Here is an 18165-nt window from a genome sequence, read left to right as displayed (position 1 = left end):
GATCTGATGAGTGACACCACCCCCGACGCACCGTTCGTGCGCTACGAGGTGCAGGACGGGTTCGCCGTGCTCACCCTCGATTCCCCGCACAATCGCAATGCGCTCTCGTCCCGGCTGGTGACCGAGCTGTTGCAGGGGCTCGGCCGCGCGGCCGAGGACACCGAGGTGCGCGGGGTGGTGCTCACTCACACCGGCAATACCTTCTGTGCCGGTGCGGATCTGCGCGAGGCCATCGACGCCGATCCGTCGGCGGCAGCCGGCATCCGGACCGGCTGGATGGTGCAGGTGCTGCGCCGCATCCTGGAACTGCCGAAGCCGGTGATCGCCCGGATCGACGGCAATGTGCGTGCCGGCGGCATGGGCATCGTCGCCGCCTGCGATATCGCGGTGGCGGGTCGCGGCAGCAGTTTCGCGCTCACCGAGGCACGGCTGGGGCTGGCCCCCTTCGTGATTTCGCTGACGTTGCTGCCGCGCATGACCTCCCGTGCCGCCGCCCGCTACTTCCAGACCGGCGAGACCTTCGACGCCGCGGAAGCCGAACGCACCGGCCTCATCACCGTTGCCGCCGACGATCCGGTCGACGAGGTGAACGGGCTGGTCAGCGCGCTACTCAAGGGTTCCCCGCAGGGACTGGCCGAGAGCAAGCGGCTCACCACCGCGGCCACGCTCGGCGAGTTCGACCGCCACGCCGACACCCTGGCCAAGCGCTCCGGCAGCTTCTTCGGCACCGCCGAGGTCATCGAAGGCATGACGGCCTTCTTCGAGCGCCGCCCGCCGAGCTGGGCAGAATAGCCACCATGGCTACACCCCACGAACCCAAGCAGGACCGCAGCCGGGCCACCCGGCAGCGGCTGCTGGAAGCGACCATCGACTGCCTGGCCGAGACCGGCTGGGCAGCGGCGACGGTTGCCGTGGTCGCCGAACGCGCCGGGGTGTCGCGGGGCGCGGCGCAGCATCACTTCCCGACCCGGGAGGAGCTGATCACCGCCGCCCTCGAGTACATGTTCGACACGCGCATGGCCCAGTCCCTGGCCGATTCCAAGGCCATCGGTGAGGTGGCCGCGGGCGTGGGACGCACCGAGGCCGTGGTGACCGCGCTGGTCGAGGGCTTCACCACCCCGCTGTTCAAAGCCGCCCTGCAGGTGTGGACGCACGCCGCCGCCGATCCCGCCCTGCGCGAACGCATAGTGCCCCTGGAGGCCCGCTTCGGCCGCGTCTCGCACCGCATGGCGGTGGAGGCCCTCGGCGTCGACGACTCCGATCCCGTTGCGCACCACCTGGTTCAGGCCACCCTCGACCTCGCTCGCGGCCTCGGACTCGCCGATGTACTGACCGACGACTCCCTGCGCCGCAAGGAAATCGTCCAACAGTGGGCCGCCACGCTCCACACCGCACTCGCCGCCACCCAGAGCTGACCGCACGGTCCACCCCCTCGTCATCCCGGCATGCTTTCGGCCGGGATCCACGCATGCTGGTCGCAACTCAGGGGTAGATCCCGGCCAAAAGCGCGCCGGGATGACGGGTTGCTGTGCCGGGATGACTGCCGGGATGGCGGAGTCCTTCGTGCGGTGACTGCCGCCACTACTACCGGTCGCAGGTGGTGGGAATCTCCCCTGAACTGCGGCGATACGTGAATTGCATCATTGTTGGGCGCTTGTCCAGTGGCATACCTTTGGGGACAATTCTGAACCCGATCCTCGAAGGACAATGTTGTGCCCATCATCGATCTCGGCTCTGCCGCACTGAATCTCGCGAATCTGGTCACCAGCATCGCGTCCAACATCACGTATCTGCTGCACGCGTGGGGCCTCGCCTGATTCGGATGCCTCACCGGTGGTAATACGTCACTGGCGATAGACAACAAAACGCCCGTCCCGCTACTGCGGCGACGGGCGTTCTGCTGTCCCCTGGCTACCGGGCTGTGCCCGGCTGCGAGGTTTTTACTGCGGTGTCGCGGTCTTCGGTGCGGTCAGGTCGTAGAGGGTGATCCCGTCGACCTGCTGTGCGGTGAAGTTCGCCTGCACCCACTTGGAGATTTCGGAACTCACATTGCTGCCACCGGTTCCGGCGGTACCGCCGCGACCGCCACCGCCGCCACCGTCACCACTGCTGATGAAGTAGTGGATCTCGCCGCCCGCGACATCCTGCTGGAACTGGTGCAGTGTCGGCGACGGATCGCTGCCGTTGAACCCGCCGATCGGCATGACCGGCAATTGGGTGGCCAGCTGGAATCCGGCGGCGCTATTGGAGCCGATGGCCGCGGCCACCCAGGTGTAGGAGTCGCCGTTCGCCGATAGCAGGGTGGTGACCTGCGCACTCGGCTTGCTGGCCATCATGAGACCGCCTGCCGCGCCACCCATGCGGTTGTCGCCGCCGCCCCAGGCTGCTGCCCCCGGACCTTGACCCGCGCCCGGTGCCTGGCCCGCGCCGGCTCCCTGGCCTGCGCCCGGTCCGGCATTGGTGCGCTGATTGCCACCACCCGTGTTCGGGCCGTGATTGCCGCCGCCACCCTGCCGCGGTCCGCCGAAGCCGCCGAAGCCGCCACGCACAGCCGGTCCGGCGCTGGGGATCGGTCCCTCATGTCCGGTCGCGAGGGTATCCACCGTGTAGGCGAGCGGTCCGGCAAGGCCGATGAGTACCGCGGCACTCGCCGCGATCAGCTCGAGCTTGCGCGGCAGCCGGATCAGAAGTGCTGCCGTGAAGATGATTCCGGCGATCAGCACGGTCCAGCGCAACCAGGGCTGGAAGGATTCGGTGCGGGACAGCAGCATCCACGACGTCGCAATGGTCAGGCCGAGTGCCAGCGCCAATGTCGCACGCACCCAGAGCTTTTCGCGCTCACCCCAGAGCTGCACTACGCCGATGCCGATCAAAGCCGCCACCGCCGGGGCCAATGCCACCGTGTAGTACTGGTGGAAAATGCCCTTCATGAAGCTGAAGACCAGCCCGGTGGTGAGCAGCCAGCCGCCCCACATGATCAGTGCGGCACGTTTCTGATCGGTGCGAGCGAGCTTGCCACGCAGGACGAGTCCGGCGATCAGCAGCACGAGGGCCGCGGGAATGAGCCAGGCGATCTGCCCGCCCTGTGCGGGCTGGAACAGGCGGGTAATGCCCGTCTCGCCCCACATGCCGTGCCCGCCCGCGCCTCCGCCCCCGCCTCCGGTGCTACCGGTCTCATCGCCGTTGAGGCGGCCGAGGCCGTTGTAGCCGAAGGTCAGTTCGAGAATCGAATTGTGCTGGGAGCCACCGAAGTACGGGTGATCGTCGTCCGGCCACAGTTCCGCGATGACCAGCCACCAGCCCGCGCCCGCCACCATGGCCGCGCCCGCGGTGAACAGTTGCGCGATGCGCTTGCCGAGCTTGGGCGGTCCGGCGATGAGATAGGCCAGCGCCAGCGGCGGCACCACCAGCAGCACTTGCAGCTGTTTGGTCAGGAAGCCGAGGCCCAGGAATACACCGGCGGAAAGCAGCCAGCGCCAGCGCCCGTCCTCCACCGCCCGGGTCATGGCCCAGGTGCCGCCGACCATGAGCAGCACCAGCAGTGCGTCCGGATTATTGAACCGGAACATCAGTGCCGCAACGGGAGTCGCGGCCAGGACCAGTCCGGCCAGCAGCCCGGCGACCGGGCCGAAGCTCCGGCGTACGGTCGCCCACAGCAGCGCCACCGAGGCCACGCCGATGAGCGCCTGCGGCAGCAGGACGCTCCAGTAGTGCAGTCCGAAGATCCGCACCGAGATTTCCATCGGCCACAGCGACAGCGGAGTCTTGTCCACCGTGATGGAGTTCGCGCCATCGGAGGAGCCGAAGAAGAAGGCCTTCCAGGACACCGAACCCGCCTGCACCGCAGCGGCATAGAACGAATTCGCCCAGCCGTTGATGGACAGGTTCTGCAGGTAGGCGATCGCGGTGCCGATCAGCAGCGCCGCCAGCGCCGGGTACTCCCAGCGCCGGGCGTGCGCCTGTGTCGGGGGCAGGTCGGGGGCAATCGGCCGGGGATCGGCCAGTGTCGCCGTCACGCGCGGATCCCTGTCACCGTCCGGTGCGGCGAGGCTCCGGCCTGACGAAACACCCAGCGCAAGCCCACGAATCGGATCAGCGTGGCCAGCAGGTTGGCGATGACCAGCACTGCCAGTTCCAGGTGCACGGCGGAGTCCGGAGCCCAATGGTGCAGGGCGAAGAGCGATCCGCTGGTGAGGAACAGGCCGATGCCGAAGAGCAGCAGGCCCTGCAGTTGGTGCGATACCGCCTGGGTGGCGCCGCGCACACCGAAGGTGAAGGTGCGGTTGGCCGCGGTGTTCGCGACGGCGGTGATGAGCAGCGCCAGGAAATTGGCGACCTGTGCACCCGTGAACGATTGCAGCAGTACGTAGAGCAGTATGTAGGCGAGAGTCGAGCCGATGCCGACGATGCCGAACCGCACCAGCTGTCCGACCATGCCCAGCGGCACGCCCTCCATGAGCGGTTCCCGGCCGATGGCGGTACGCAGTTCATTGATGGGCAGGCGGCCGCTGCCCAGCGCCCGGCCGACTCGCCAGACGCCCTGCAGATCCTTGCGGGCGGTGTCGATGATGTCGACGCTGCTGTCGGGATCGTCGATCCAGTCCACCGGTACCTCGTGGATGCGTAGTCCGATGCGCTCGGCCAGCACCAGTAGTTCGGTGTCGAAGAACCATTCGCCGTCCTCCACCAGCGGCAGCACCATGCGGGCCACCTGGGAGCGCATGGCCTTGAAGCCGCACTGCGCATCGGAGAACTTGGCCTGCAGCGAGGTGCGCAGGATGAGGTTGTAGCAGCGCGAGATGAATTCGCGCTTGGGTCCGCGGACCACCCGAGAGGAGGCGGCGAGCCGGGTGCCGATGGCCAGATCCGAATGTCCGGACACCAGCGGCGCCACCAGCGGCAGCAATGCGTTCAGATCGGTCGAGAGGTCGACGTCCATGTACGCGACAACCTGTGCATCGGAGCCCTGCCAGACTTCCCGCAGTGCCCGGCCGCGGCCCTTGCGATCGAGGTGCACGACCTGCACCCCTTCGAGCCGGGCGGCGAGCTGCTTCGCCACCTGCAGGGTGGAATCGGTGGATGCGTTGTCGGCGATGGTGATTCGCGCCGTGAACGGGAAATTGTCATTGAGAAACGCGTGCAGCCGCAGCACACACGGCCCGAGGTCGGCTTCCTCGTTGTAGACAGGAATGACCACATCCACTACGGGCGTGGTCAAGGACTCTACTGGTGCTGCCGCCCGGACGGCGGTCACGGTCTCCGACATGATCACTACGCTCGCCGACCACGCTGGGCCAGGACTGCGGCACAGCTGGGAAGTTCCTGGGAGCACGTTGCTGTTTGTTCGCGACGTCGTGCTATTGATCAGCTATCGCGGTCGGCATCGGACCGGCCGGTAGTCCGAGCATGGGCCACAAAAATACCGTGTGCGTGCAGGTGAACAGCAGGAAGCCGCCGAAAGTGGCCCGGAAATCGAAGTGTCCGATGAGTTTGCGACACATTCGCTGTAGTGATCTCACGCCCCAGCTGTTGAGCCTCAGGTACCGGCGGCCCAGACCCGTTCAGACCTCGTCGCCGAGGATCAGCACCACCAGTGGCACCGGACGCTCGACCTTGGCCTGATGCGCGGCCAGGAACGGATTGTGCACGGTGATCCACGCGGCGAACTCGTTGTACTCCGCGCCTTCGAGGACGCGTCCGGTGGCCTGATAGGTCTTATCGCCCAATTCGACCGTGACCTGCGGAGTCGCCCGGATATTGTGGACCCACGCCGGGTAGCGGCCCTCGATGAACGAGCTCAGGTACAGCGTTGTGTCGCGGTACGCGGCACCCAGCGGAACCACGTGCTGCTTACCGCTTTTCGCTCCGGTGGTGGTGAGCAGCAGGAGGGTGGCTTCCTTGTAGTCGCCGCCGACCTTGCCGTCATTGGTCCGGAACTCCGCGATGACGCCGTTGTTCCAACCGGCGAACTCCTCCTCCGTGAACTTCCGGTTCCACGGGGCTTCTGGATCGTCGTACGAGGTGTTCGCGCGATTTTGCTCTGTCCCAGCCGATTCCATTTCTCCCATGCCATCGAGTATGCCCGCGGGCACCGACAGTCCGGGGCTATTGCGGGCCGGTGTGCAGCCGCCACAGCGGGGAGACGGGCCCGTGGCCGGCGCCCAGATCGTACGAGGCCTCGAGGCAGTGGAAGGTCCACTCCTTGCCGAAGGCCACCGCGTCCGGCACCGAATAGCCGTGCGCGAGTGCACAGGTCACCGAGGCCGCCAGGGTGTCGCCGCCGCCGTGGTCATTGCCGGTGGCCAGGCGCGGGGCGCGGAGTTCGTGGAAGGTATCGCCGTCGAAGAGCAGATCGGTGCTCATGTCGGAGGTGCGCAGGTGCCCGCCCTTGACGATGGCCCACTGCGCGCCGAGGGCGTGCAGAGCCTCGGCGGCCTTGCGGGCGGTGGTCTCGTCGACGACCTCGATGCCGGTGAGCAGCCGCACCTCGTCGAGATTGGGGGTGACGAGAGTGGCGAGCGGAATGAGCGTGTGCCGCAGCGCGTCCAATGCTTCGGCGTGTAGCAGCGGGTCGCCGTGCATGGAAGCCGCGACCGGATCCACCACGAGCGGAATGGTGCCGTTGCGGCCGATGCCGACTTCCTGGCACACCTGGGCGACCGCTTCGATAATGGCGGTGGAGGCCAGCATGCCGGTCTTGGCGGCGCCGATCCCGATATCGCTCACCACGGTGCGCACCTGGCCGGCCACGATCTGCGGCGGTATCTCGTGGAAACCGCTGACGCCCAGCGTGTTCTGCACGGTGACCGCGGCGACCGCCACACACGCGTGCACGCCGCAGAGCGCCATGGTGCGGGAGTCGGCCTGGATGCCGGCGCCGCCGCCGGAGTCGGTGCCCGCGATGGTGAGCGCGCGGACGGGTGTCTGCCCGTTGGGGGAGAGCGGCAGGAGTTTCACGACACAGACCCTACTTTTCTCGCCGCCGCGCGTGGGGCGACCCCACCCTGACACCTGCTAATGAAAACCATTATCATTACCTGATGACTTCAGACCGAGAACCCGCCAAGCTGCCCGTGACCGTGCTCTCCGGCTTCCTCGGCGCGGGTAAGACGACCCTGCTCAACCACATCCTCGCCAATCGCGAGGGCCGCCGGGTGGCGGTCATCGTCAATGACATGAGCGAGGTGAATATCGACGCGGCCCTGATCGCCGGCCAGGGGCATCTGGACCGCACGCAGGAGAAGCTCGTCGAACTCACCAATGGCTGCATCTGCTGCACGCTGCGCGAGGACCTCATCGAATCGGTAGGTCAGCTGGCCCGCGAGGGCCGCTTCGATCAGCTGATTATCGAATCCACCGGCATCTCCGAACCCATGCCGGTGGCCGCCACCTTCGAATGGGAATTCGAGGACGGCTTCACGCTCGGCGAGCTGGCCCGGCTCGACACCATGGTGACCGTGGTCGACGCCTCCACCTTCCTCGCCGAGGTGGTGCAGGGGCAGGCGCTCGCGGAGCGGAATCTGCAAGCGGGCGAAGGGGATGCGCGCACCATTGCCGATCTGCTGGTGGATCAGGTCGAGTTCGCGAATGTGCTGGTGCTCAACAAGACCGATCTGGTGAGCGCGAAAGCCGTTGGCACCGTGGAGGCTACGATCCGGCGGCTCAATCCGGCCGCGCGCATCGTGCATGCCACGCACGGTGTGGTGGAGCTGACCGAGGTGCTCGGCACCGGCCTCTACAACCCCGATATCGCCGCCCAATTCGAGGGCTGGGACTCCGAACTCGCGGGCGGGCACACCCCGGAGGCCGAGGAATACGGGATCAGCAGCATTACCTTCACCGCCGATCGGCCGTTCCATCCCGAACGCCTGGACGCGGCGCTGGCGCAACTGCATCGGCTGTTGCGCAGCAAGGGCTTCTTCTGGCTCGCCAGCCGGCCCGATATGGCGGCCATCTGGTCGCAGGCCGGCCCCAATCTGACCTTCGAGGCGGGGGCGTACTGGTCCGCCCTGGAGATGCAGCCCGGTCAGGAGATCGTTTTCATCGGGGTGAAACTGGATCGCCCGCATGTGCGGGACCTGTTGTACTCCGCACTGCTCACCGACGCCGAAATGGAATCCGGGCGGCAGGCGTGGCTCGGTTTCCGCGATCCCTTCCCGTCCTGGGGACCTGCGCACGAGCACGCCTGAAACGCGTCAGCGCCCGCACTCCGATGTCGGAATGCGGGCCGCTGCTGCGAGTTTCAGCTCAGCTGGGCGAAGAACTGCCGGATATCGGCGACCAGCACCTCGGGCGCCTCGTGTGCGGCGTAGTGCCCGGCCGCATCATTGGCGCCGGTCGAATCCGCCGCGCTCACGTCGTAGGCGTGCCAGCTCACGATGTTTTTGTGATCGCGGTCGGCGAAGCGCCGGATGGACTGGAAATCGCCCTTGAACATGGCCAGCGCGGTCGGTGTGGTGGTCGGTTCGGCAGGCTGCTCGGTGGCGTGCTGGTCCTCGTAGTAGAAGCGGATCGAGGACCCCGCGGTGCCGGTCAGCCAGTAGATGGCCACATTGCCGATCACGAATTCGGGATCGAGTCCCTCGCCGAAAAGCTGTGCGTTCCAAGCCAGAAGCCCCACCGGTGAATCCGCGAGCGCGAAGGCCAGGGTCTGCGGCTGCTGGCCGTGCAGTGAGCTGAAGGCCATCTTGTTCTCGTAGAACCACTGCAGCTGCTGCAGTCCGGCCAGGTCTTCCTCGGACAGGTCCGCCATCTCGGCCGGATCGCCGGAAGGGAACGAGAACAGCTGTGTCACATGGACTCCGATGACCTGCTCGGGGGCGAGGCGACCCATTTCGGGTGCGACGAACGAGCCGCCGTCATTGCCGATGGTGCCGAATCGCTGGTAGCCCAGGCGATTCATGAGTTCCACCCAGGCGCGGGCGGTGCGGAAGCGGTTCCAGCCGGTGCTGCGGGTCGGGCCGGAGAAGCCGAAGCCGGGCAGCGACGGAATGACCACGTGGAAGGCCGGATCGTCGGCGGATTCGGGCGCGGTGAGCGGCGCGATGACATCCAGGTATTCCAGGATCGAGCCCGGCCAGCCGTGGGTCAGGATGACCGGCGTGGCATCCGGGCGCTCGGAGCGAATGTGCAGGAAGTGAATGTCCTCGCCCTCGATCTCGGTGGTGAACTGCGGGTAGGCATTCAGCTTCGCCTCCAGGGCCCGCCAGTCGAAGCTCTGCGCCCAGTACTCGGCCAGGCCGCGAATGCGGTCATTGGGGACGCCGTAGGAGTCGGCGACGCCGGGGAGCTCGTTCGGCCACAGCGCCCGGTGCAGTCGATCGGCCAGATCGTCGAGCTGGGCCTGGGGGACGTCGATGCGGAAGGGGCGGATGGCGGTCATGAGATTCTCCTTGTTGGAACGGAATGTTTCGTTCTGTTTCAAACCATATCGGAACGGATCATTCCGTTCAAGTGGTATTCTCGATTTATGCCCGAATCAGTCGAAGTCCCAGCTCGGCGCGCCCTGCCCGGCCGCAAGGCGCAGGCCGCTCGTAATGACGAGCTCATCCTGGCTGCCGCCCGCGATGTCTTCCTCGCCGAACCCAAGGCCCCGATCTCCGCGGTCGCCGAGCGGGCGGGGGTCGGCATCAGCGCTCTGTACCGCCGCTACCCCAGTAAGGAGGACCTGCTCCGCACCCTCTGCTACGACGGGCTACGCCGCTACAACACCGAAGCCGAAGCGGCACTGGCAGATTCGGATGGCTGGCACGGTTTCGTCGGCTTCCTGGAACGTGTGGTCGACGCCGATGTGCACTCGCTGACCACACATTTGGCCGGCACCTTCACCCCCGACGAGTCGATCCTCCCGGATGTGATGCGCTCTGCCGAGTTGAACGACGAGATCCTGCGCCGCGCACGCGAATCCGGAAGACTGCGCAAGGATGTCACCACCCCGGATCTGGGCCTGATTCTCGAATCCTGTGCTGCCATCACACTTCCCGACCCGCATCGCGCCGCCCAGCTGCGCCGCCGCGTCCTGGCACTGCTCATCGACGGCCTGACCGGCGCCGGAGACCTCCCGGGCCCGCCCCCGGCCCCGAATGAATTCGCACACCGCTGGCAACCGGCCGGCCGCTGATTCCGGCGACTCGCCGCCTGGATCCTTAGTCCCGCGTAGCGTTTGCGATCTCGTCTTCGACACATAAGCCGTACCCCGTTATCGACCACAGGAGTTTCGATGCGCTGGTTCCGCTCATTGCTTGCCGTGCCGTTCGCTGCCGGAGCGCTGCTCGCCGTTGCCGCACCGGCCCAGGCCGATCCCGTCACCACCTTCACGCCCGCCTATACGATCGGCGGTGGGGCCTTCCCCTGCGCCGGTCAGATCCTGGCGTTTCACGACCCGCAGAACACCTTCTACGGCAAGCAAACCGTCTGGGTGCGAGCCGATTTCACCTATCTCCCTGTTCTGACCGGCGGTTGCGGCGCGACCGCGACCCTCAGCTGGAAGAACCTCGACAGCGGAGCGAGCGGCACCTTCCCGCCGGTCCCGCTCGGTGACGACACTCCGTTCGGCCCCACCGATGCGCTCTGGGTCCCCGAAACCCTGCCCACCGGTCCCGGCCGCGTCCAGGTCACCATCGACACCAATTTCCCGCACATTGCCGGTGGCGGCACCTTCTACTCACCCGAGTAGCAGCGCGATCCCTCTTCAGAACCGGCTGGTAACAGCACCTGGGTAAGGTGCGGCGGGTAGCGCAGGTGAGAGGACAGCATGAATCAGGATCCGGCGGGGATGCCGCCACAGCAGCAACCGGTTCATCCGGCACGGGACGCGTATCCCGCGCTGCCGCCGGGCGCCTACCCGCCCGGTCCGCCGGTGTACGGCCCCGGTCCGGGATATCCGCCGCCGGGCCCGCCGCGCCGAAGGGTGCCGAGGTGGCTGCTGGTGGTCATTCCCGCGGTGGTCGTGGCCCTTGTTGTGCTCGTGGTCGCAGCGGTCGTCTATTCGAAGAAGTCCGAGGAGACGGGCACCGCCCTGCCCATGACGACGTCGGCCGCCGCGTCGGCCCCTGATTCCACTACCGCACCGGCCGCACCGGCGGCAGGCGCACTACCGGCTCCCGGAACGAAACCCGCTGCGGTGAGTTGTGTCTACCGGACGAAGGCGGCGGCGCAGCAGGGGCAGGCGCAATTGCCGAAAACCGATGGTGTTCCAGCGAATTCGAGTTCTTCGGTGACGCAGTATGTGATGGCGACCGGGCAGGGGAGCGTCGGGCTGAGTCTCAACAGCGCCGAATCACCCTGCACCGTCAATAGTTTCAGCAGTCTGGCGGCGCAGCACTACTTCGACGGCACGCACTGCCACCGGTTGACCACCGCCGACGACTTGAAGGTGCTGCAGTGCGGTGATCCGACAGGTACCGGAATGGGCGGTCCCGGATACGAATTCGATGACGAGTATCCGACGGACACCTTCGGCTCGACCGATGCCGCGGCGGCATCCGCACCAGTGCTGTATCCGCGCGGCACGCTCGCCATGGCGAATGCCGGGCCGGGCACCAACGGCAGTCAGTTCTTCCTCGTCTACGGCGATTCGCAATTGCCGCCCTCGTACACCGTTTTCGGGACCATCGACGCGGCCGGGCTCACGGTCCTGGACAAGGTAGCGGGCGGTGGGACGGACGAGAAGATGGGGCCGGGCGACGGCAGCCCGAAGCTTCCCGTCGACGTGAGTTCGATTCAGGCGCAGTAGATGGAACTGCGTCAGTTGCGGTACTTCGTGACGGTGGCCGAGGAATTGCACTTCGGGCGGGCCGCCGAGCGGCTGCATATCGCGCAGCCGGCGGTCAGTCAGCAGGTGCAGCGGCTGGAGCGGGATCTGAAAGTGCAACTGCTGGAACGCTCTCCGCGCCGGGTGCGGTTGACCGAGGCCGGGTCGCGCTTCCTGCCGGGGGCGCGCGCAGTGCTGGCCGCGGCCGATCAGGCGCGGGCTTCGGTGGCGGACCTGGCCGGCGGGCGGGCGGCTGTGTTCCGGATCGGGACGGTGACCGGACTCGGGGAGCGACTGGCCGCCGTGCTGGACGGGTTCGCCGAGCGCGCGCCACAGGTGCAGATCGAGTTGGTGGCATTGCCGGTGCAGGAGCGCGTCAAGCAGGTGGCGGACGGGCGGCTGGACGCGGCGTTCGTACGGTCCCCGCAGGACAGTCCGGAGCTGGATTTCCTTCCCGCATGGGATGATCCGCTGGTGGTGGCATTGCCCGCCCGGCATCCGCTGGCGGCCCAGGAGCGGCTGCGGATCACCGATCTGGCCGCGCTGCCCTTGCGTCTGACCGAGCGGCGTAATAATCCGGTCCTGGTGGATCTGGTGCTGTCCGCGTGCCAGCGGGCCGGTTTCGAGCCGACGCCCGCTCCGGCCGCCGGCAACCTGCAGGACACGCTCGCGGCTGTCGGCACCGGCGCACCCATGTGGACCGTGGTCTATGCCTCCAATGCGCGGCTGGTGCACAACCCGCGTGTGGTGTTCCGGCCCTTCGACGATGCCGCCATGGCGCTGCCCATCGGTCTCGCGGTGCGGGCGGGAACGGTGTCGCCGCACCTGAATCTGCTGGTAGAGCTGCTCTCCGAGAGTGAACAGGCGGACGGCGCAGAGCGATAAGGATTGCTTATCACTGCGTTCGCGTACTGCCCATTGGTTGCGGCCTCGCGTTGCGGTGAACTGTTCTCAGGCCGCCGGAAGAACCGGAAATCGGACGGGGCCAGTCGAATTCACCACTGCGCAAGAGGAGAACAGTCATGCCTATCGTCACCATTCAGCAGGGTCCCCGCACCGTCGAACTGAAGCGTGATCTGGTGCGCCGCATTACCGACGCCTTCGTCGACGCCCTGCAGATTCCCGCCGAAGCCGTGCAGGTGTGGATCCAGGAGGTCCCCACCGACAGCTGGGCCATCGGGGGAACGCTCACCGCCGATAAGAAATAGGTTGTGGCATAACAACGTCGGTGAATATCGCTCCGGCACAAACGAACCGAGCGTGCACTACTCGGACGGACTCCGAGTAGTGCACGCCCAGTGCGTATTACGTGTTTCTCAGGAGACGACCGGCAGGTAGACCTGATTACCCGTCGAAGCGAACTCGGCCGACTTCTCGGCCATGCCCGCCTCGATGGCCGCCACATCGGTGAGCCCCTGCTTCGCGGCGTATTCGCGGACATCCGCGGAAATGCGCATGGAGCAGAACTTCGGCCCGCACATGGAGCAGAAGTGCGCGGTCTTGGCGGGCTCCGCGGGCATCGTCTCGTCGTGGTACTCCCGGGCCGTATCGGGGTCCAGGGAGAGCGCGAACTGGTCGTGCCAGCGGAATTCGAAGCGCGCCTTGGAAAGTGCATCGTCGCGATCCTGAGCGTGCGGGTGCTGCTTGGACAGATCGGCGGCATGGGCGGCGATCTTGTAGGTGATCACGCCGACCTTGACGTCGTCCCGGTTGGGCAGGCCCAGGTGCTCCTTGGGCGTGACGTAGCAGAGCATGGCGGTGCCGGCCTGGGCGATGATGGCCGCGCCGATAGCGGAGGTGATGTGGTCGTAGGCGGGCGCGATATCGGTCGCCAGCGGGCCGAGGGTGTAGAAGGGCGCCTCTTCGCAGAGTTCCTCCTCCAGCCGCACGTTCTCCACGATCTTGTGCATGGGGACGTGGCCGGGACCTTCGATCATCACCTGCACGCCATAGGATTTGGCGATTTTGGTGAGCTCGCCGAGGGTGCGCAGTTCGGCGAACTGGGCCTCGTCATTGGCGTCCGCGACCGAACCCGGGCGCAGGCCGTCACCGAGCGAGAAGGTGATGTCGTACTTGGCCAGGATCTCGCAGAGTTCCCGGAAGTTGGTGTACAGGAACGATTCCTGATGATGCGCCAGACACCACGCCGCCATGATGGAGCCGCCGCGCGAGACGATGCCGGTGACACGCTTGGCGGTGAGCGGCACGTAGCGCAGCAGCACGCCCGCGTGCACGGTCATGTAGTCGACGCCCTGCTCGGCCTGCTCGATGACGGTGTCGCGGTACAGCTCCCAGGTCAGCTGGGTGGGATCGCCGTTCACCTTCTCCAGCGCCTGGTAGATCGGCACAGTGCCGACCGGGACGGGGGAGTTGCGCAGAATCCACTCGCGGGTTTCGTGAATGTTCTTGCCGGTGGACAGATCCATGATGTTGTCGGCGCCCCAGCGGGTGGCCCACACCATCTTCTCGACCTCCTCGGCAATGGAGGAACTCACGGCCGAGTTGCCGATATTGGCATTGATCTTCACCAGGAACTTCTTGCCGATGACCATCGGCTCGGACTCGGGGTGATTGTGGTTGGCCGGGATCACGGCGCGACCGGCCGCGACCTCGTCGCGCACCAGTTCCGGGGAGACGCCTTCGCGGGCTGCGATGAAATGCATCTCCGGGGTGATGATGCCCGCGCGCGCCCAGGCCAGCTGGGTGCGCGGACCCGGCACATCGGGCTTGGTCCAGGTGTCGCGCACCTTGGGTAGCCCGGCTTCCAGGTCGATGACGGCGGTGTCGTCGGTGTACGGCCCCGAGGTGTCGTAGACGTCGAACTTCTCGCCATTGGTGAGGTTGATGCGCCGCACCGGAATCTGCAGCGTCGTGCCATCGGCCTCGACCTGCTCGTAATGCTTGACGCTGCCCTGAATGGGCCCGGTTGTCACGGTGTCGACTACGGCGGAACCGCCCTTGCGCGCGACAGACTTCGATGACATGAGAATCCTCCCTACGCCGGCATTACCCGGTCAGGTTCATACGGTCGACGGCCCTGCTCCGCCCGAATGGGCTAGCCGTCCTCTCAGCCCGCTGGTGCGAGCCCCCGTTGGCATGATTACCGTGGCCGACCTTACCGGGTTGCCGGAGTGCGCGGACTCGGATAATCACACAGTTTTGCCCGCATAGGCGTCGCGCAGCTTCGCGACCTCGATCTTCTTCATCGTGTAGAGGGCGCGGGTGGCGCGGGTACGGGCTTCCCGGTCGGGACCGGCGATGAATTCCGTCGCCTCGACCGGGAAGATCTGCCATGGCACGCCGTATTTGTCATTGATCCAGCCGCATTGGACCTCCTGGCCGCCATCGGTGAGCAGGGCCGCCCACAGCCGATCCACTTCCTCCTGGTCATCGCAGTTCACCAGGAGGGACATGGCGTGCGTGTAGTGGAAGTCGCCGCCGCCGTTGATGGCGGTGAACTGCTGGCCGTTGAGCTGGAATTCGACGAGCAGCGTGCTGCCCGCTTCGCCCGGCCCGGCCTCGGTGTACGGCTGGATTTCGATGATCTTGGAATCTTCGAACAGCGAGCAGTAGAACTGGGCGGCCTCTTCGGCCTCGGTGTCGAACCACAGGTTGGTGACGATCTTCTGCATGACGGTGCTCCTGATCGGACGATGGTCGATACCTGTGCAGACGAGAGACCGCCCGGTAATTCATCGCTCCTGCGGGCCGATGGGCCAGCCCAGTGCGCCGAAGGTGGCGTTCAGGCTGATTTCGGTTTGGGTGGCGAGGGCGTCGAGGCTGCCGAGCATGGTGACGACATTGTCGGTGCGGCAGCCGACCGGATCGGGTGCGCCGGGCGCGAGCCGGCTCTTGATCCAGTTGAAGGCATCGGCCATGCCGAGGGTGGTCAGGGTCAGGTGTTCGCTGAGGTGATCGCGCTTGTAGTAGACCGAGGTGCCGCCGTCACACCACCGCTGCACCATGCGGTCGTTGGTGTACCAGGGCACGGCCTCGTCGTAGACGCCCTGATAGACCATGGTCGGTGCGGTGGGCGGATTACTGCCCAGCACGGTCGAATCGAAGACCTCCTTGACCTCCGGCAGCGCCAGGAAGTCGGCGATGGGGATGGTCAGCATGCGCTGGTAGTCGGTGAACATGAGGGTGAGCGCATTGCGCGGCAGGCACTGGTTGGCGGTGCGATCCATGATCGCCCGGCCCTCCGGTGTCATATAGCGATCGACGGCGTCCGCGAACTTCGGGTAGGCATTGCGCAGTGATGCGATGCCGACGCCGATCAGGGCGGCGAACATCGAACCATTCACGTGCAGAAGCGATTCCACGTCCGAGACGGGTGCGCCCATGGCGATGCCCTTGATATTCAGCTCGGGTGCGTAGGTCGGCTGCATCTCCGCCGCCCAACCGCTGCCCATGCCGCCGCCGGAGTAACCCCACAGTGCGACAGGGGTATTGACGCCGTCCAGGCCGAGCGGGGAGAAGCTCTCCGCCGCACGCACGCTGTCCAGAATCATGTAGCCGGGTTCCTTGGCGACCGCGAGATGCCCGTAAATCCCTTCGTAGTCGGGAACATTGATGGCATAGCCCTGGCTGATGGACGCCGCCAGCTCCAGGTACTCGACTGTGGAGTGGATGCCCTCCAGTGCGGGCAGTCCGCCGCCCTGCTGCAATACATACGACGGTGCGCAGTTCGGCGAGGTGCTGTCGTAGAAGAACTGATGCGAGACCAGCGGGCGGCCGTGCGAGGTATCGGCGCCTTCCGGAATCGCGACGGTGGTGGCCGCCACGGCGGGCTGACCATTCAAATCGGTTGTGCGGTAGAGCAATTGCCAGGACCGGATATGCACCGGCAGTACGGTGAGCACCGCCAGCTGCACCGGGCGCGAGCGCAGAATCGTGCCCGGTGCGGTCGATTCGAAACCGTCGGGCGCACTGTAGAACTGGTCCACATTCACCGGTTCCGGTTGTGCGGCGGCCGGTGTCGTGGCCGCGCCCCCCAGCAGCACCGCGATGGATGCCGTCATTGCCGTCGAGAGCGCGGCCGCGGTAAACCGCCGCCACCCCCTCCGCCGGCGATCCCCATTGATAGCCACGTCTGTTCCCTTCCTCATCGACGTGACGACGATTACAACACGGCATCCTGTTGTCAACAAGATGTCTTTCTGAAACACTCCCGGCTATCGTCATGGCATGACCCGCAGCAAACCGGCCGCGGCGCCAGACCGGACCCCCGTGCGGCGCCGGATCCGCGGCCTCGACGCGGACGAGCGCAGCGCGCAAAGGCGCCGGCAACTGCTCGCCGCCGCCACCGAACTCTTTGCCCAGCAAAGCTATTCGGGAACATCGATCGAGCAGATCTGTCAGCAGGCCTACGTCGGCACCAAAGGCTTCTACGACCACTTCGACAGCAAGGAGGCGCTGTACACCGCGCTCCTGGAACAGATCACGGCACAGATCCAGCAGCGTGTCGCTGCAATCGCCGCCGACACCGCCGACCAGGACTGGCCCGAACGCCTGCAGGCAATCACCGAAGCCTTCGTCCACGCCATCGCCGACGACGCGCGCCTGGCCAAAGTGACATTCGGCGAAGCAGGCGGAATCTCACCGGCGGTAGAGGCCAAACGCCGCAGTAACCGCCGCTGGGCCGCCGCCTTTCTCAACCATCAATGGCCACAGCAGGATTCACTCACCGAACGCCAGGGCCTAGCGCTGTGCCTGGCCACCATCGGAGGAATGTTCGAACTGGTCGCCGACTGGCTCCACCACCACGACGACGGAGGAGCAGCCGACGCCGTAGAGACGTTGACCGAGGACCTGACCCGATTCATCGCCGTGGTCGATAACGGTCGACGGGGTGAGCGGTAAAGACGAAAGACGCCTGGACAAGAAGAAGCAAAACAAGAACAAAGATAAAACCCGAGGATTCTGAATAGGCTTATATCACAACGGAATTCGCCTTTCCGGGCCTGTTTTCCGGGAGTAGAATAGAGGCATGGAATCAGGGGCAGAAACCGCAATCGCGACCGGTGCGCAAGCACTGGCCGCGGCGGTCGATTCTCTCACCGCGTTGTCGTTGATTCCGGTGTCGGACACCGACATTGTCGAGTTGATGCAGCAGATCGAAACCAGCACCCGCAAACTGTCCTCGGTCATGCGGGATCTGATCGTGCAAGCGTGTGCCCGGTCCCTGCCCGCCCGCAACGGGTCCGGTAGCCCGGCCCTGTATCTGCAAGCGGTCCTGCACATCTCGCACGCGGATGCGATCAACCGGTGGCGTGCGGCGGAAGACCTCGCGGTGTGGCACCGCGTCGGCGACGATACCGATGCGGCGCCGGTCCTGCCCTGTGCGGCTCAAGCTCTCGATGAGGGGGCGATTTCTCTCGATCATGTGCGGGTGATCCGGCAGGTGATGAACC

At 66.1% G+C, this 18165-nt stretch carries 18 protein-coding genes and 1 riboswitch; of the genes, 10 read left to right on the top strand and 8 right to left on the bottom strand.

The genetic code is table 11. The features are described from left to right. Window positions 1-6: 6 nt before the first annotated feature. Window positions 7-792 (top strand): enoyl-CoA hydratase family protein, encoded by a 786-nt coding sequence (locus JWN03_RS44465; RefSeq protein WP_297628849.1) that lies wholly within the window; start codon window positions 7-9, stop codon window positions 790-792. Between the two features lie 5 nt (window positions 793-797). Then, window positions 798-1415: a TetR/AcrR family transcriptional regulator gene (locus JWN03_RS44460; protein WP_297628848.1), complete on the top strand. Its 618-nt coding sequence runs from the start codon at window positions 798-800 to the stop codon at window positions 1413-1415. A 525-nt stretch (window positions 1416-1940) separates the two neighbouring features. Here the strand turns inward: JWN03_RS44460 and JWN03_RS44455 are convergent. The 4 genes from JWN03_RS44455 to thiD form a co-directional block, all read right to left on the bottom strand. Beyond that, on the bottom strand, window positions 1941-4016 hold the full coding sequence (locus tag JWN03_RS44455) for a glycosyltransferase family 39 protein (protein ID WP_297628847.1): 2076 nt from the start codon (window positions 4014-4016) through the stop codon (window positions 1941-1943). Then, window positions 4013-5266 carry a glycosyltransferase gene (locus JWN03_RS44450; RefSeq protein WP_441343179.1) on the bottom strand — a complete coding sequence of 418 codons (1254 nt, stop codon included), beginning with the start codon at window positions 5264-5266 and terminating at the stop codon, window positions 4013-4015. Before JWN03_RS44450 ends, JWN03_RS44455 begins: the two co-directional genes overlap by 4 nt. Before the next feature lie 295 nt (window positions 5267-5561). Then, window positions 5562-6068, bottom strand: a complete 507-nt coding sequence (locus JWN03_RS44445) for a nitroreductase/quinone reductase family protein (RefSeq protein WP_297628846.1) — start codon at window positions 6066-6068, stop codon at window positions 5562-5564. A gap of 37 nt (window positions 6069-6105) precedes the next feature. Next, window positions 6106-6957: a bifunctional hydroxymethylpyrimidine kinase/phosphomethylpyrimidine kinase gene (gene thiD, locus JWN03_RS44440; RefSeq protein ID WP_297628845.1), complete on the bottom strand. Its 852-nt coding sequence runs from the start codon at window positions 6955-6957 to the stop codon at window positions 6106-6108. An 83-nt stretch (window positions 6958-7040) separates the two neighbouring features. On the opposite strand from thiD, the gene JWN03_RS44435 reads away from it, so the two are divergent. Next, a complete protein-coding gene (locus tag JWN03_RS44435; RefSeq protein WP_297628844.1) occupies window positions 7041-8189 on the top strand; it encodes a GTP-binding protein in 1149 nt (382 codons plus the stop codon). A 53-nt stretch (window positions 8190-8242) separates the two neighbouring features. On the opposite strand, the gene JWN03_RS44430 is transcribed toward JWN03_RS44435, so the two are convergent. Beyond that, complete coding sequence (locus tag JWN03_RS44430; RefSeq protein WP_297628843.1) at window positions 8243-9382, bottom strand: epoxide hydrolase family protein; 1140 nt, start codon at window positions 9380-9382, stop codon at window positions 8243-8245. Window positions 9383-9469: 87 nt separating this feature from the next. Here JWN03_RS44430 and JWN03_RS44425 point away from each other — a divergent pair, with 87 nt between their 5' ends. The 5 genes from JWN03_RS44425 to dmpI all read left to right on the top strand — a co-directional run bounded on the left by JWN03_RS44425 (window position 9470) and on the right by dmpI (window position 12960). After that, complete coding sequence (locus tag JWN03_RS44425; protein ID WP_297628842.1) at window positions 9470-10120, top strand: TetR/AcrR family transcriptional regulator; 651 nt, start codon at window positions 9470-9472, stop codon at window positions 10118-10120. Window positions 10121-10219: 99 nt separating this feature from the next. Beyond that, complete coding sequence (locus tag JWN03_RS44420; protein ID WP_297628841.1) at window positions 10220-10675, top strand: hypothetical protein; 456 nt, start codon at window positions 10220-10222, stop codon at window positions 10673-10675. 78 nt (window positions 10676-10753) lie between these two features. Continuing rightward, complete coding sequence (locus JWN03_RS44415; protein WP_297628840.1) at window positions 10754-11734, top strand: peptidylprolyl isomerase; 981 nt, start codon at window positions 10754-10756, stop codon at window positions 11732-11734. Then, window positions 11735-12637: a LysR substrate-binding domain-containing protein gene (locus JWN03_RS44410; RefSeq protein ID WP_297628839.1), complete on the top strand. Its 903-nt coding sequence runs from the start codon at window positions 11735-11737 to the stop codon at window positions 12635-12637. Window positions 12638-12774: 137 nt separating this feature from the next. After that, window positions 12775-12960, top strand: coding sequence for a 4-oxalocrotonate tautomerase DmpI (gene dmpI, locus JWN03_RS44405; RefSeq protein WP_297628838.1), 186 nt, complete (start codon window positions 12775-12777; stop codon window positions 12958-12960). A 108-nt stretch (window positions 12961-13068) separates the two neighbouring features. On the opposite strand, the gene thiC is transcribed toward dmpI, so the two are convergent. The 3 genes from thiC to JWN03_RS44390 form a co-directional block, all read right to left on the bottom strand. Continuing rightward, window positions 13069-14736 carry a phosphomethylpyrimidine synthase ThiC gene (thiC, locus tag JWN03_RS44400; protein ID WP_297628837.1) on the bottom strand — a complete coding sequence of 556 codons (1668 nt, stop codon included), beginning with the start codon at window positions 14734-14736 and terminating at the stop codon, window positions 13069-13071. Then, window positions 14728-14854: riboswitch (TPP riboswitch) on the bottom strand. (Overlaps the previous gene by 9 nt.) Window positions 14855-14901: 47 nt before the next feature. Beyond that, window positions 14902-15384, bottom strand: a complete 483-nt coding sequence (locus JWN03_RS44395; RefSeq protein WP_297628836.1) for a VOC family protein — start codon at window positions 15382-15384, stop codon at window positions 14902-14904. Between the two features lie 60 nt (window positions 15385-15444). Beyond that, entirely contained in the window at window positions 15445-16842 is a 1398-nt protein-coding gene (locus JWN03_RS44390; protein ID WP_297628835.1) for a lipase family protein, read from the bottom strand. A gap of 97 nt (window positions 16843-16939) precedes the next feature. Here JWN03_RS44390 and JWN03_RS44385 point away from each other — a divergent pair, with 97 nt between their 5' ends. Continuing rightward, window positions 16940-17614, top strand: coding sequence for a TetR/AcrR family transcriptional regulator (locus JWN03_RS44385; protein ID WP_297628833.1), 675 nt, complete (start codon window positions 16940-16942; stop codon window positions 17612-17614). A gap of 127 nt (window positions 17615-17741) precedes the next feature. Continuing rightward, window positions 17742-18165, top strand: a 424-nt coding sequence (locus JWN03_RS44380) for a DUF222 domain-containing protein (protein WP_297628831.1), incomplete at its 3' end; no start/stop codon positions are given.

The organism is Nocardia sp. (genome assembly GCF_025465275.1).
Classification (GTDB): domain Bacteria; phylum Actinomycetota; class Actinomycetes; order Mycobacteriales; family Mycobacteriaceae; genus Nocardia.
This window is presented reverse-complemented; position numbering and strand designations above follow the sequence as displayed.

Excerpts from the sequence above, each read along its gene's own strand:
- JWN03_RS44420 (WP_297628841.1), top strand. The coding sequence starts at position 10,220 with ATGCGCTGGTTCCGCTCATTGCTTGCCGTGCCGTTCGCTGCCGGAGCG.
- thiC (WP_297628837.1), bottom strand. The coding sequence starts at position 14,736 with ATGTCATCGAAGTCTGTCGCGCGCAAGGGCGGTTCCGCCGTAGTCGAC.
- JWN03_RS44410 (WP_297628839.1), top strand. The coding sequence starts at position 11,735 with ATGGAACTGCGTCAGTTGCGGTACTTCGTGACGGTGGCCGAGGAATTG.
- JWN03_RS44425 (WP_297628842.1), top strand. The coding sequence starts at position 9,470 with ATGCCCGAATCAGTCGAAGTCCCAGCTCGGCGCGCCCTGCCCGGCCGC.
- JWN03_RS44415 (WP_297628840.1), top strand. The coding sequence starts at position 10,754 with ATGAATCAGGATCCGGCGGGGATGCCGCCACAGCAGCAACCGGTTCAT.
- JWN03_RS44435 (WP_297628844.1), top strand. The coding sequence starts at position 7,041 with ATGACTTCAGACCGAGAACCCGCCAAGCTGCCCGTGACCGTGCTCTCC.
- JWN03_RS44450 (WP_441343179.1), bottom strand. The coding sequence starts at position 5,266 with ATGTCGGAGACCGTGACCGCCGTCCGGGCGGCAGCACCAGTAGAGTCC.
- JWN03_RS44430 (WP_297628843.1), bottom strand. The coding sequence starts at position 9,382 with ATGACCGCCATCCGCCCCTTCCGCATCGACGTCCCCCAGGCCCAGCTC.
- dmpI (WP_297628838.1), top strand. The coding sequence starts at position 12,775 with ATGCCTATCGTCACCATTCAGCAGGGTCCCCGCACCGTCGAACTGAAG.
- JWN03_RS44465 (WP_297628849.1), top strand. The coding sequence starts at position 7 with ATGAGTGACACCACCCCCGACGCACCGTTCGTGCGCTACGAGGTGCAG.
- JWN03_RS44395 (WP_297628836.1), bottom strand. The coding sequence starts at position 15,384 with ATGCAGAAGATCGTCACCAACCTGTGGTTCGACACCGAGGCCGAAGAG.
- JWN03_RS44460 (WP_297628848.1), top strand. The coding sequence starts at position 798 with ATGGCTACACCCCACGAACCCAAGCAGGACCGCAGCCGGGCCACCCGG.
- JWN03_RS44445 (WP_297628846.1), bottom strand. The coding sequence starts at position 6,068 with ATGGGAGAAATGGAATCGGCTGGGACAGAGCAAAATCGCGCGAACACC.
- JWN03_RS44385 (WP_297628833.1), top strand. The coding sequence starts at position 16,940 with ATGACCCGCAGCAAACCGGCCGCGGCGCCAGACCGGACCCCCGTGCGG.